The following is a 14824-nucleotide window of genomic DNA, read 5'->3' as shown; positions in this document are numbered from 1 at the left end:
AACTTCGCGACTTTGCGAGCAATTTGTTTACACAAATTACAAATTCAGTTTTCTATATTGTAAAGGCGAAAGCTGTTTTAATTCCTTAAACTTTCGGTTAAAATTGGAAATATTATTGAAACCGCATAATTCGGCAATTTCCAAAACAGAGAGTTCTTCATTATTAGATAATAGCTTTGCTGCTCTCTCAATACGTACTTCAATTAAAAATTGAAAAAAAGACTTGTTGGTCCGGACTTTAAAATACCGGCAGAAAGCATTCTTTGTCATACTGGCAATTGAAGCAATTTCATCCAGAGTGATGTTTTTATGAAAATTGGTCATGACATATTCAAATACAATCTGCATTCTTTTTCCCTCATTGTCCGTAATTTTCTTTTGATACAAATAATTAGAAAGCGGAGTAGTTTCTGATGTAGATAGCCATTTCATAATATCTAGAAATAATATAAAACGCGTATAACTGTCAGCTTTTTTAAGTTTCTTGAAATATTTGACAACTTTTTTTGGTGCGTTATGGATTATAAATCCGTTTTTGCTGCTTTCTAAAATCGGATGGATATTTCTAAAAGTTGACAATTCAAAAAAATCTTTACCAAACGAATTGAAGGTAAAAAATAAGGTACGCATTACAGAAATTACATTTTCCTGAACGTCGCTTCTAAAAACATGTGGCAAATTACTTCCAATTACGAGTATATCGCCTTCATGATATTGAGAAATAGTGTCACCTGCAAAAACGGCACCTTCTCCTTTTTCTATAAAACTAATTTGAATTTCTTCATGCTGATGCAATTTATCATAGAATGATACTTCGATATCTTCTTGATATATAAGGGGATCTTCTCCAGATTTTGGAATTTTAAACGGGAAAACTTTCATATAGTGGTTAGTTAGTTATAATCAAATATATTGCATTTGAATAAAAAAATGATGCTATAATGTTCTATTTTTTGGGTTTTATTGTTATATAGGGTAATATAGTATCATTTTGTGGTAATTTTTAAAGGGTGCGCTCTATTGTTTCTAGATAATTTTGGCCTTAATAAAAAATTAAAATTATGAGTATTCAATGGAATGGCGTTATGCCAGCGGTAACCACAAAATTTACTGCAGATGACAAATTAGACTTCAACATGTTTGAAGTTAATATGAAGGCACAATTAAATGCTGGAGTTTCAGGAATTATTTTAGGAGGCACTTTAGGTGAAGCCAGCACACTTTTAGAAGAAGAAAAAAGAGAATTAGTAAAACATACTGTTTCGCTAACAGAAAATAAAGTGCCTGTAATTATGAACATTGCAGAGCAGTCTACAAAAAATGCAATTTTAGCTGCCAATAAAGCTGAGCAAGATGGAGCAAAAGGATTAATGATGCTTCCTCCAATGCGTTATAAAGCATCTGATTTTGAAACCGTTACTTTCTATAGTGAAGTAGCAAAAAACACTTCGCTTCCTATTATGGTTTACAACAATCCAGTTGACTATAAAATTGAAGTTACTTTAGACATGTTTGAAGAATTATTAAAATATGACAACATTCAAGCAGTAAAAGAATCTACAAGAGATATTTCTAATGTTACTAGAATGATCAACCGTTTTGGAGATCGTTTAAAAATATTATCAGGAGTTGACACATTAGCATTAGAAAGTTTATTTATGGGTTCTGATGGATGGGTTTCTGGATTGGTTTGTGCTTTCCCTGAAGAAACAGTGGCAATTTACAAATTAGCAAAAGCAGGAAGATTTGATGAAGCGTTAAAAATCTACAGATGGTTCTTACCTTTATTAGAATTGGATATAAATGCATTTTTGGTTCAGAATATCAAATTAGCAGAAGTTGCAACAGGAATTGGTTCAGAATATGTTCGCGCGCCAAGATTACCATTGCAAGGAGCAGAAAGAGAAAGAGTTCTAGCTATTATCGCTGAAGGATTACGTACAAGACCAACTTTACCAGACTATAAAAATTTATAACAGCATATTTAAACGATTGGCTTTGCTTTTTTAGTTTTCAGTCTCGGTCCTCAGCTTTCAGTCGCAGTCTCAGTTTTTCAGTTTCCATTTACAGTCAGGGTTTTCGGTTACTGTGTTTACTGGGGCTGCGACTGAAACTTGAGATTAAAACAGAGGCTGAAAACTAAAATGGCACTTAATTCATTTATAAGATAAAAACATGATTACAGGAAAAAATTATATAGGAAGTCAGCTTAAAGCAAGCGGTTCAAAAACCTTAAAAACGTTTAATCCATTATTAAATAAAGAAAATCCGTGGACTTTTACAGAGGCAACTCAAGATGAAATTGATGAAGCGGTTACTTTGGCCAATCAGGCATTTGCGAGTTATAAAAAATATTCAGGTGTTGAAAAAGCTAGATTTTTAAACGCAATTGCTGAAGAAATTTTAGCTTTAGGAGATACTCTTTTAGATCAATACTGCACTGAATCAGGTTTTCCGAGAGGTAGAGCCGAAGGGGAGCGCGGTCGAATGATTGGCCAGTTAAGAGCTTTTGCCGAAATGCTTACTGAAGGAAGCTGGGTTCAAGCAACAATAGATACTGCAATAATTGACAGACAGCCTGCGCCAAAAGAAGACTTGCGCAAAATGTTAGTGCCTCTAGGGCCAATTGTGGTTTTTGGATCAAGCAACTTTCCTTTTGCATTCTCTACAAGCGGAGGAGATACAGCTTCAGCTTTGGCTTCGGGTTGTCCAGTTATTGTAAAAAGCCACTCGATGCATATTGGAACGGGCGAAATGGTTGCTTCGGCAATTATTAAAGCGGCTCAGAAAACCAATATGCCCGAAGGTATTTTTTCAAATCTTATAGGAGATGGAAGAACCCTGGGAACGAGTTTAGTTAAACACCCATTGGTAAAAGGAGTAGGTTTTACAGGAAGCATCAAAGGCGGACGAGCTTTGTGCGATTTAGCAGCACAGCGTCCAGAGCCAATTCCGGTATTTGCCGAAATGGGAAGTATAAATCCAGTGGTGCTTTTACCAAATGCATTGAAAAAAAACAGCCAAAAATGGGCGACAGCCTATGCAGGTTCCATTACTTTAGGAGCGGGACAATTTTGCACTAACCCAGGATTATTACTAGCTTTAAGAGGTGAAGAATTGAATGAGTTTGAAGAAAATCTTAATCAAGCTATCGAGAAAATCCAGCCTGGCTGTATGTTGCATCCTTCTATTTATGCTGATTTTAATAGCGGAATAGCACAGATTGAAGAACAGAATGGGGTTTCAAAAATCGCACAGTTTAAAGGAGTAATGATACCAAATCATGGTACTCCAACAGTTTTGAAGGTTGATGGCAAGGAATTTTTAGAAAATAAAATATTGCACAATGAAGTTTTTGGTCCATTTTCTATTTTAATAGAATGCGAAAATGAGACTGAATTAATAGAAGTAATTTCTAAGCTGGAAGGACAGCTAACAGGAACAATTATAAGTGAAGAGGGAGAAATTGAAACTCACAAGGAGATTATTTCTGCTTTGCAAAATCGTGTGGGACGCTTAATTTTTAATGGTGTTCCTACAGGTGTAGAAGTTTGTGCTTCTATGCTTCACGGCGGACCTTATCCTGCATCGTCAGACTCACGTTACACAGCTGTTGGTATTCATGCAGTTTATAGATGGGTAAGGCCATTAAGTTATCAGAATTGGCCAAATGAATTGCTGCCAGCTGAATTACAAAACGAGAATCCGTTGCAAATTGTTCGTACAATAAATAATAAACTAACACTATCTCAAATATAAATGGTAAAGAAAACTTTTTTTTGCGTAGATGCCCATACGTGCGGGAATCCAGTTCGGGTTGTTGCTGGTGGGGGACCAAATCTGCAAGGTGATTCAATGAGCGAAAAACGGCAGCATTTTTTAAAAGAATATGACTGGATCCGCAAAGGATTAATGTTTGAGCCTAGAGGACACGACATGATGAGCGGCAGTATTTTATATCCGCCAAGCGATCCTACAAACGATGTTGGGATTTTATTTATAGAAACTTCTGGATGTCTGCCAATGTGTGGACACGGAACAATTGGAACAATTACAATTGCTGTAGAAGAGGGCTTGGTTACACCAAAAACTCCAGGTGTTATCAAAATGGAAGCGCCTGCAGGTTTAGTGCACATCGAATATCAGCAAACAGGAAAAAAAGTAGATTGGGTACGTCTGACCAACGTTAAATCTTATCTAGCTGCCGAAGGTCTTACTATTGATTGTGAAGAATTGGGTGAGATTGTTTTTGATGTGGCTTACGGAGGAAATTATTATGCTATTGTCGATCCGCAAAAGAATTTTTCTGGAGTTCAGGATTTTACAGCAAGCAAAATTGTTCAGTATAGTCAGGAAGTGCGCAAAAAAATTAATGAAAAATATCCAGATTATTTCATTCATCCAGAAAACGATACAATTCGAGATGTATCGCATATGTTGTGGACAGGAACGCCTATAGATGCGACTTCATCAGGAAGAAATGCTGTTTTTTATGGTGATAAAGCAATCGATCGTTCGCCTTGCGGAACAGGAACATCGGCAAGAATGGCGCAATTGCACGCTAAAGGGAAATTAAAAAAAGGTGAAGAGTTTATTCACGAAAGTTATATTGGAAGCAAATTTATTGGAAAAGTGGTAGAAGAAACTTCTATCGGAGATATTCCTGCTATTGTTCCGAGCATACAAGGTTGGGCAAAAGTATACGGATACAATAATATTATAATTGATGAAAGTGACGATCCATATGCGTTTGGATTTCAGGTAATTTAAAAAATCAAATTATAATATAATGAATCTTAGGAAGCAATATAAAATGAATTGTGCCAATAGTTGAGTTATTGTTTTTTTATATCCCCTAGCTTCAACTAGGGGATTTTAAAAATTTTCAATCGAGAAGATGCAATTGTTTTTTGCTTAAGATTTACAATATAATTAATAGTATCAAAAAACTTTTAACGAATTAAAATTTATGAAAAAAGTAGCTGTTATTGGCGGCGGAATTATTGGCTTATGTTCTGCATATTATCTTGCAAAAGAAGGTTACGAAGTAAGCGTATTTGATGAATCGAATATGGATAATGGCTGTTCGTATGGAAATGCGGGTATGATTGTACCTTCACATATTATTCCGTTAGCACAGCCTGGAATGATTGCACAAGGAATAAAATGGATGTTTGACAGCCGTAGTCCGTTTTACGTAAAACCACGTTTAAGCAAAGATTTATTAAACTGGGGAATGCAGTTTTATAAACATGCCAATTTACGTCATGTAGAAAATGCAATGCCTGCTTTAAGAGATCTTTCATTATTAAGTAAAGAATTATATCAGGATTTTGCCAAAGAGAACAATTCTTTTTTTTATGAAGAAAAAGGACTTTTAATGCTTTATAAAAGTGATAAAGTAGGAGAAGAAATGCATCATGAAGGAAAAGAAGCAGAACGTCTAGGACTTGAAGTAGATTATCTGTCAAAATCTGAAGTAGCGCTTTTAGAAAAAGGAACCAATACAAATGTAATTGGAGGAGTTCATTATAAAAGCGATGCACATTTGTATCCTCAAAAATTTATGACTTTTATAAAAGAAGAATTATCTCGTTTAAAAGTCGAAATCCATTCGCAAACTAGCGTTAGAGATTTCGTTTTAGAAGGAAATAAAATTGAGAAAATAGTTACTGATAAAGGGCTTTATAGAACTGACGAAGTGGTTTTGGCATCAGGATCTTGGAGTCCTTTTTTGGCTAAAAAACTAAATATCTCGATTTCTATTTTACCAGGAAAGGGATATAGCTTTACTTTAAAAGATAAGACTCAAAAACCTAGTATTCCGTCTATTTTATGTGAAGGGAAAGTAGCTGTAACTCCAATGTCTAATGATATAAGATTTGGTGGAACTATGGAAATCACACACACCAAAGACAATAAAATAAACGCAAACAGACTTCAAGGAATTATAAATAGCATCAATGATTTTTATCCCGACATGAAAGTGGAAATGCCAAAAACAGAAGATACTTGGTTTGGGTTTAGACCTTGTACGCCATCGGGAATGCCAATTATTGCCAGAGACAAAAAAATCGTAAATTTGACCTTAGCAACAGGACATGCCATGATGGGATTAAGTCTCGCACCGGCAACAGGAAAAGTTATAACAGAGATTATTTCTGGTAAACCGACTTCTGTAGCTATTGACAGATTCCAAATATAAAATATGAGATACAATGCGATTCCGGTTTCTTTATTTATAGAAAACCGAAAAAGATTTACCCAAAAAATGAAGCCGAATAGTTTGGCTATTCTGACTTCAAACGACGTAATGCCTAATAACGCAGATGATGTTATGGGCTTTTCGCAAAACAATGATTTGTTTTATTTGTCAGGAATTGACCAAGATGAGACAATTTTGGTGTTGTTTCCAGATGCTTTTAAAGAAGAAAACAAGATCATACTTTTTGTAAAAGAAGCAAATGAACATACACTTCTTTGGGATGGTAATTTTTTGACTAAAGAACAAGCCACGGCTATTTCCGGAATCCAGAATATAAAATGGCTTCACGAATTTGAAAAGACTTTACAGCTTTTTGCTTTTGAAGCTGATATTATCTATTTAGGTCACAATGAGCATATCAAAAGGGTAACCTCTGAAATGGAAACCAGACAAGATCGAATGATTAAATGGTGCAAAGAAAAATATCCATTGCATCAATACGATCGTGCTGCAAAAATAACACGCGAGTTGCGACCAATTAAATCAAACGAAGAGGTTGATTTAATTAAAAAAGCAACAGCGCTTAGTGTTGAAGGTTTTCATAGAATTTTAGACGCAATACGTCCGAATATAAAAGAATACGAATTAGAAGCTGAATTGCTTTACGCCACTATAAAAAACGGAGGAACGAGACAAGCATTTAGATCAATTGTAGCATCTGGCGTAAATGCCTGTTCATTGCATTATAATACTAACGATGATATTTGCAGAGAGAATGAAATGGTTCTTGTTGATTTTGGAAGCTGTTATGGCAACTATAATTCAGATACAACAAGATGCATTCCTGTTAACGGAACTTTCAGTGCAAGACAAAAAGAAGTTTATGAATCTGTTTTGCATTGTTTGAAAGAAGGTTCAAAATTGCTGAAACCTGGAGTTTTATCGAAAGATTATGAATTTCAAATGGCAAAATTAATTGAAGCTGAATTGGTCAAGTTAGGGTTAATTACTGAAGAAGAAATTAAATCTCAAGATCCAGAAAAACCTGCTTACAAGAAATATTTCATGCATGGAACTGCACATCATTTAGGACTTGATGTTCATGATGTTGGTTTGTATTCAAGACCTTTTGAAAAGGGAATGGTTCTTACTTGCGAACCTGGAATTTACATTAGAGAAGAAGGAATAGGATGTCGTTTAGAGAATGATTATTTGATAACAGAAAATGGAAATATCAATCTGAGTGAAGCCATGCCTATTGAAATTGCCGAAATTGAAAATTTAATTAAAAATAAAAAGTAAGATGAAAAAGTATTTGTTGTTTCTTCTGTTCGTATGCACCTCTGTTTTCGCACAGAATATTGATATTAACAATCTAAATTGGTTGCCAAATTCTCATTCTTTTTGGGTGAATCAAGACAGTAATGTAGTCATTTATGATGTTGATAAGTTAGATAAACAAAACACTATTTTATCTAAAGTACAATTAGCCGCTGCCGGATTTACAGGCGGAATCGAACAATTGGTTTGGAACGACTCCAAAACAAAAGTTTTAGTCTATACAAATTCTAAGAAAGTTTGGAGAGACAATACTAGAGGAGATTATTGGTATTTTGATTTGGCTACAGGAAAAGGAAAACAATTAGGCAAAAACTTGGATGCATCATCATTAATGTTTGCTAAATTTTCGAGCGATAATGAAAATGTGGCTTATGTTTCAAAACACAATATTTATGTTGAAAATCTGAATTCTGGAAAAATTACACCAGTAACAACAGATGGTACTGACAAAATCATTAATGGAACTTTTGATTGGGTTTATGAGGAAGAATTGGCTGCTCGTGATGGTTTTAGATGGGGTCCAGACGGAAAAAGCATTGCTTTTTGGAGAGTAGATGCAACTTCTACCAAATTCCATTTCATGATTAACAATACAGATTCGTTGTATCCGACAATTATTCCTGTAGAATATCCAAAAGCAGGAGATAAACCTTCTTCTGTAAAAATTGGAGTAGTAAATATTGAATCTCTTCAAACCAATTGGTTAAATATTCCTGGAGAACCAGATAATAATTATTTGGTTCGAATGAAATGGCTGAACAATGAATCTATCATGGTGGTTCAGCTAAACAGAAACCAGAATCAGGTTACGATGTATGATTGTAATGCAAAATCGGGTGCAGCGAGAGTGATTTATAAAGAAGAATCAAAAGCATGGATTGATGTGTTTGATACTTCTGCTGGTGAATATGATGTTTTTCCTTGCCAGTTTGTAGACAACGGAAAAGCTTTTTTATGGAGCTCTGACGCAGATGGATGGATGCATGTTTATAAAATAAGTCTTGACGGAAAATCAAAAGAGTTAATCACTAAAACTAATTTTGATGCTTATTTTAAGGCCTATAACGAAAAGACAAAAACAATATATTTTATTGCGAGTCCAGAAGATGCTACTCAGCGTTATTTGTATGAAACGAATTTAAGTTCGAAAAAAACAAAAAGAATAACTCCAGCAATTTTTGACGGTACAAACCGATATATTTTTTCTACAGATGCAGCTTATGCAAGACATACCAATTCTAGCATTTCTAGAGATTTTAACAGGAGATTAATTGCTTTGTCAGGTCATCAGAAGATTTATCCAAAAGACGCAGATATTTTTAAGGCTCCAAATCGAGATTATTCAATGGAGAAATTTAAAGTAAAAACATCAGATGGGGTAGAAATTGATGGTATAATGGCAAAACCATTAGATTTTAATCCTTCAAAAAAATACCCAGTTTTCTTTTATGTTTATGGAGAACCAATGGCTACAGTGGCTAATGATAGTCCATATTTTAATGGATTCATAAGTGAGTTGATACCAAAAGGATATATCGGAATTGCCATGGATAATAGAGGAACTCCGGTAATGAAAGGAACACAGTGGAGAAAATCTATTTATAAAAATATCGGAATTATCAATACACGTGACCAAGCAATGGCAGCCAAAGAAGTTTTAAAATGGAACTTTATTGATTCTGATCGTGTGGCGATTCATGGCTGGAGCGGCGGTGGAGCAGTAACTTTAAATCTAATGTTTCAATATCCGGAAATCTACAAAACTGGAGTTGCCATTGCAGCAGTAACAGATCAGCATTTTTATGATAATATTTATACAGAACGCTATATGGGATTGCCAGATGAAAATGAGGCAGCATATATTCAAGCTTCTCCTGTAACGCATGCTAAAAATCTGAAAGGGAATTTATTGTATATCCACGGAACGGGTGATGATAATGTACATTATAAAAACGCAGAAGTTTTAATTAATGAATTAATAAAATATGATAAAATGTTTGATTTAATGATTTATCCAAATCGTTCTCATAGTATTGATGAAGGAGAGGGAACAGAAAAACATCTGACAGATACTTTTATCAGATTTATTGAAAAAAATTGCCCGCCAGGAGCAAAATAGAAAAAATAAAATACTATAAAAAGAGAGGAGAATTTCATCAAATTGAAATTCTCCTTTTTTTATGTGTTTATTTCTTTTGGTTTTGAGTTAAGTGTTTGATTTAGATTTTTTTTGTAAAAGGTAATATAGTAAATGTGTAATTGCGGAATTGGCATTTTTAGGGTAATATAAGCAGGTTTTTCGGTAATATATTATCAGAAAAATTATCTAAAAAGCAAAATATTTGCCACATTAATTATAAAACCATTTTATGAAATTGAAGATTAATTTTAGAAAAATTGCAGTACTCTTTTTTGTACTGTTGACTAAACTGACCTTTGCCCAAGATCGGGTTGTGTCAGGAATTGTTTCAGATGAGAATGGGGTTCCATTGCCAGGTGTGGGTATACTGGTTAAAGGAACTCAAACAGGTTCTCAGACTGATTTTGATGGGAAATATTCAATAAAAGCTGATGCAAATGCGGTGCTTGTGTTTAGCTTTATTGGAATGCAAACTAAAGAGGTTCCTGCACGTACTAACAGCGTAAACGTAAAAATGACCGCAGGATCTACACAATTGCAAGAAATTGTGGTTACAGCATTGGGACTTAAAAGAGAGAAAAAATCTCTTGGTTATGCAACACAAGAAATAAACGGAGATCAGCTTACAAAAATAAATACAGGTAACGTTTCTAATAATATTTCAGGTAAAATTGCCGGTGTAGAAATTAGAAGAAATAATAACATCGGAGGTTCTACCAATGTTGTAATTCGTGGTACTAGTTCGTTAACGGGAAATAATCAAGCATTATGGGTTGTTGATGGAATTATATTGAATAATGACAATACCAATACAGCTGATCAAAAATCTGGAGGAAACAAAGGCGGTTACGATTACGGAAATGCCGCTTCTGATATTAATCCAGACGATATTGAAACCATGAACGTTTTAAAAGGCGCGGCGGCTACAGCATTGTACGGATCAAGAGCTTCAAATGGAGTTATTATCGTAACGCTAAAAAAAGGAAGTAAAACCAAAGGTGGATTAGGATTTGATTTTAGCTCTGGTGTTAATATTGGAGTAGTAGATAAAAAAACCTTGCCAGAATATCAGAAACAGTACGGCGGAGGTTATGGTGATTTTTATGGTACTGTTGATTTAGGCAGTGGAGAGCATCCTTATACAGCAAGCGACGATGCGGCTTGGGGACCAAAATTTGATCCTTCATTGCTGGTTTATAACTGGAATTCGTTTTATCCAGAATTGCCAACTTATGGTAAAGCAACTCCATATACTGCTGTTAAAAATGATCCAAACAGTTTTTATCAAAACAGCTTAACGTATATTAATAGCATATCTTTTTCGGCCGCAAATGATCAAGGAGATTTTAGATTTGGTTATACCAATTACAATCAGCAGCAAGCAATCCTTCCTAATAGCAATAACAGAAAAGACAATTTTAATTTTTCTGGAAGTTATAAAGTTACGCCAAAAACGAGAATTTCTACATCAGCAAACTATTTGACATCTGATGCTATTGGAATGAACGAAACAGGGTATGGTGATGGTGGAAATAACTATTTAAGTAGTGTTAGACAATGGTACACAACTAATGCAGATTTTCAAGATCTAAAAGATGCTTATGAATTAACAGGTAAAAATACCACATGGAATGTATACGGTCCAACCGATTTAAGAGTGCAATTTCATGATAACCCGTATTTTCAGCGCTACAATAATTACAACTCATTAAAAAGAGATCGTTTCTTTGGTAATGTAGTGGTGAAAACAGAAGTTACCAATTGGTTTGATATTATGGGTCGTGGCGCAGTAGATTTTTATCATCAATTGCAAGAAGAACGCATTGCTGTAGGTTCTAAAAGAACACCAAATGGTCTTGGTCAATATTCTAGATTTGATAAAAACTTCCGCGAGATCAATTTAGATTTAGTGTTGAATTTCAAAACGGCTATTACTGATGGAATCAGTTTTAATGGTATGTTGGGAGGAAACTCAAGACGTTCGGTTAATAATTCTATTTATGCGTTAACAAATGGAGGATTGGTTGTTCCGGGAATTTATGCCTTGACTAATTCAATTGACGGGATTACAAGCCCAGAAGAACAACATGTAACTCTAGGAACAAATAGTATTTACGGAATGGCGAGTTTTAATTTCCTTGATACGTATTTCCTTGAGGGAACTTATAGAGTAGATCAATCGTCTACTTTGCCAAAAGATAATAATACCTATTCTTATCCATCGATTACAGCTACTTATATTTTCAGTAATCATATTAAAGCAGATTGGCTGTCATTTGGAAAATTGCGTCTGAATTATGCAGAAACAGGAAACGATGCGCCATTTGCGGTAACTTCTACACTTTACCCTAAGAATTTCAACTTTGGACCTGGCGGAGTTCGTTTTTCTACAGATAATGATAAAAGTAATTCTGACTTGAAAAGTGAGTTGACAAAAGGAGTAGAGGCTGGTCTTGAGCTTAAATTTTTCAAGAACAGATTAGGAGTTGATTTTTCTTATTACAAAACTAATACAACAAATCAGATTCTGTCTATAGAAACTCCAACACAAACAGGATATACTAGAGCGTGGATCAATGCTGGAAATGTTCAGAACAAAGGATTTGAGGTAACCGTAAATGCAACTCCAATAAAAACTAAAGATTTTTCATGGCAAGCTACGGTGAACTGGTCAACCAATAAAAATGAGGTAATCTCTTTAGGAGGAGCAAGTCAGATTTCATTGGGATCATTCCAAGGAGTAAATTATGTGGCAGAAGTTGGTAAGCCAGTAGGACAGCTAGTAGGTTCTGGATATACTTATTTAAACGGAGAAAAAGTAATTCGTTCAAACGGAAGATACTTGCAAACTGCAGGAGCAGTAATTGGTAATGTGGCTCCAGATTGGATTGGAGGTTTTAATAATGTTTTAACGTACAAAAACATTTCTTTCAATTTCTTGATTGATGTTAAAAAAGGTGGAGATGTTTATTCTCTAGATCAGCAATACGGACATGCAACAGGAATTTACGAAAGTACAGTAAGTAAAAATCATAATGGAGTTCCTCAACGTGAGCCAGTTGCTGATGGCGGTGGAATATTACTAGATGGTGTTAAGCAAGATGGTACGCCAAATAATGTAACAGCAAGTGTAACTGGAACAGACGGATACTTTTTTTACAATGCTATGCCTCAGCAGGAATATGTGTATGATGCATCATATGTAAAGCTGCGCGAAGTTGGTTTGAGCTATAGACTTCCAAAAAGATTTATAGAAAACACATTTATCAGCAATATGGTTTTTGCTGTAAATGGAAGTAATTTATGGATCATTCATAAAAATCTGCCTTATGCAGATCCTGAAGCAGGAGCGTCTTCGGGTAATTTACAGGGCTTTCAAACTGGAGTATTGCCAACAACAAAAGAGTACAGTTTTACTATGAAAGTTCAATTCTAAAAAATAAAGACATGAGAATTATAAAAACAATATTTTTTGCAGGAGCTGTTTTATGTGCAGTGGTGTCATGTGATAACTTAGATGACATGAACAAAAATGAAAAAGCTTATGAAACTGCCCTACCAAGCGCATTGATGACCAATGCGCAGGTTAACTATGCTTACTTTTTAACGAATGCTTCAGTAAATTCAAATAATTTTAGAGCTTACGCACAGCATTGGTCAACAGCAACTTATACAGATGAGGCTAATTATAATCAGGCAAAAAGAAACTTAGGGAGCTCGCATGCAGTAACATTATACAGAGATGTATTGCAAGATTTGACTAATGCACAAAAAGAGATTCAAAATACAAAAGTATTAGGTCCTGTTGAAGAAGCGGTAAAGAAAAATCAGCTTGCTATTTTAGAAATTCAAATTATAATGGCTTATCAGACTCTTGTAGATTTATTTGGGAATGTTGCGTATTCGGAAGCTTTAGATATTAAAAAATTTCCGCTTCCTAAATATGATGATGCGAAAACCATTTATTTTGATTTGGCTGCTCGTTTGGATGTTGCCATTGCAAATTTGAATGATGAAAATGAAAGTTTTGGAAAAGCTGATTTGATTTTTCAAGGTGATGTGTCAAAATGGAAGACTTTAGCCAATAGCGTAAAGCTAAAAATGGGATTGCATCTTGCTGATGTTGATGCTGCAAAAGCAAAAGCAATGGTAGAAAGTGCTTTCAACTCAGGAGTTATGAGTAAAGAAGAAGATACTGCATTGTTTCAATATTTTTCTTCAAATGTAGATATGAATCCGCTATACAATAGTTTAGTAAGTGAGAATCAAATCAACATTGCAGAAATTTTTGTTAATGAGCTAAACGGAAAAGAAGATCCTAGACGTGACTTTTTCTTTGACCCAGAATCAAAAATAGACGGGGAGTATAAAGGTGCACCGTATGCGCAACAAGTTACTTATGCCAATTATACGAGCACGGGAGAAAGGTTAAGAGAAAAAACAAATCCAGGAGTAATATTCGATTATACCGAAACTTGTTTTTTATTGGCAGAAGCGGCAAGCCGAGGCTTTAACGTTGGTGCCGATGCCGCAACATACTACACAAAAGGAATAGAAGCAAGTATGAAATTTTGGGGAGTTGCCAACGCTGATATTCAAACTTACTTAGCACGCCCTGATGTGGCTTTTGCAACAGCAACAGGAACAGACAAGCAGAAAATTGCATACCAACTTTGGATAGCATACTACAATCGTGGTTTTGAGGCGTGGACAGAGTATAGAAGACTAGATTATCCAATACTTGTGGCGCCTCCAACGGCTGTGCAAGAAGCTGATGGTAAAGTTCCGGTTAGAAATATTTATTCTACATCTGATAAGACATTGAATACAGCTAATTATGAAGCAGCTTCAGCTGCAATAGGCGGGGATTTAATGACAACAAAGATTTTTTGGGACAAATTTTAATTTTGAGTTAGTTTAATTTGTTTTTGAGCCAGCACTTTTAAGTGCTGGTTTTTTGTTTTTATAGTATTTGCAAGGGAAGAGTAAGGTTTTTAATATGTTTTTTGAGGTTGGATTTTAATGTATAATTATGAATATTTTTTAATTATGTGTTTTTTTATGGTTAAAAATATGATAATTATGTATTAATTCTGAATAAAATACTATCAGAAAGATAGAAGCTTCCGCGGTAACTT

At 34.7% G+C, this 14824-nt stretch carries 9 protein-coding genes; 8 read left to right on the top strand and 1 reads right to left on the bottom strand.

Translation table 11 applies throughout. The features are described from left to right. Window positions 1-36: 36 nt before the first annotated feature. The gene (locus JI750_RS21640; RefSeq protein ID WP_202006486.1) at window positions 37-882 is read right to left on the bottom strand and encodes an AraC family transcriptional regulator; all 846 of its coding nucleotides are present in this window, start codon (window positions 880-882) and stop codon (window positions 37-39) included. A gap of 179 nt (window positions 883-1061) precedes the next feature. Here JI750_RS21640 and JI750_RS21635 point away from each other — a divergent pair, with 179 nt between their 5' ends. The 8 genes from JI750_RS21635 (at window position 1062) to JI750_RS21600 (ending at window position 14591) form a co-directional block, all read left to right on the top strand. Next, window positions 1062-1976, top strand: a complete 915-nt coding sequence (locus JI750_RS21635; protein WP_111364674.1) for a dihydrodipicolinate synthase family protein — start codon at window positions 1062-1064, stop codon at window positions 1974-1976. A gap of 199 nt (window positions 1977-2175) precedes the next feature. Further along, window positions 2176-3759 (top strand): aldehyde dehydrogenase (NADP(+)), encoded by a 1584-nt coding sequence (locus JI750_RS21630; RefSeq protein WP_202006485.1) that lies wholly within the window; start codon window positions 2176-2178, stop codon window positions 3757-3759. Further along, window positions 3760-4770 carry a 4-hydroxyproline epimerase gene (locus tag JI750_RS21625; protein WP_202006484.1) on the top strand — a complete coding sequence of 337 codons (1011 nt, stop codon included), beginning with the start codon at window positions 3760-3762 and terminating at the stop codon, window positions 4768-4770. It abuts the gene before it with no gap. Window positions 4771-4969: 199 nt separating this feature from the next. Beyond that, entirely contained in the window at window positions 4970-6205 is a 1236-nt protein-coding gene (locus JI750_RS21620; protein ID WP_202006483.1) for an NAD(P)/FAD-dependent oxidoreductase, read from the top strand. A gap of 3 nt (window positions 6206-6208) precedes the next feature. Then, a complete protein-coding gene (locus tag JI750_RS21615; protein ID WP_202006482.1) occupies window positions 6209-7507 on the top strand; it encodes an aminopeptidase P family protein in 1299 nt (432 codons plus the stop codon). A 1-nt stretch (window position 7508) separates the two neighbouring features. Then, a complete protein-coding gene (locus tag JI750_RS21610; RefSeq protein WP_202006481.1) occupies window positions 7509-9665 on the top strand; it encodes a S9 family peptidase in 2157 nt (718 codons plus the stop codon). A 250-nt stretch (window positions 9666-9915) separates the two neighbouring features. Next, window positions 9916-13122 (top strand): SusC/RagA family TonB-linked outer membrane protein, encoded by a 3207-nt coding sequence (locus tag JI750_RS21605; protein WP_202006480.1) that lies wholly within the window; start codon window positions 9916-9918, stop codon window positions 13120-13122. An 11-nt stretch (window positions 13123-13133) separates the two neighbouring features. After that, window positions 13134-14591, top strand: coding sequence for a SusD/RagB family nutrient-binding outer membrane lipoprotein (locus tag JI750_RS21600; protein WP_202006479.1), 1458 nt, complete (start codon window positions 13134-13136; stop codon window positions 14589-14591). Window positions 14592-14824 lie beyond the last annotated feature (233 nt).

This window comes from Flavobacterium tagetis (assembly GCF_016735615.1).
GTDB lineage: Bacteria > Bacteroidota > Bacteroidia > Flavobacteriales > Flavobacteriaceae > Flavobacterium > Flavobacterium tagetis.
Note: the sequence above shows the minus strand (reverse complement) of the source record. Positions and strands in the feature narration are given on the sequence as shown.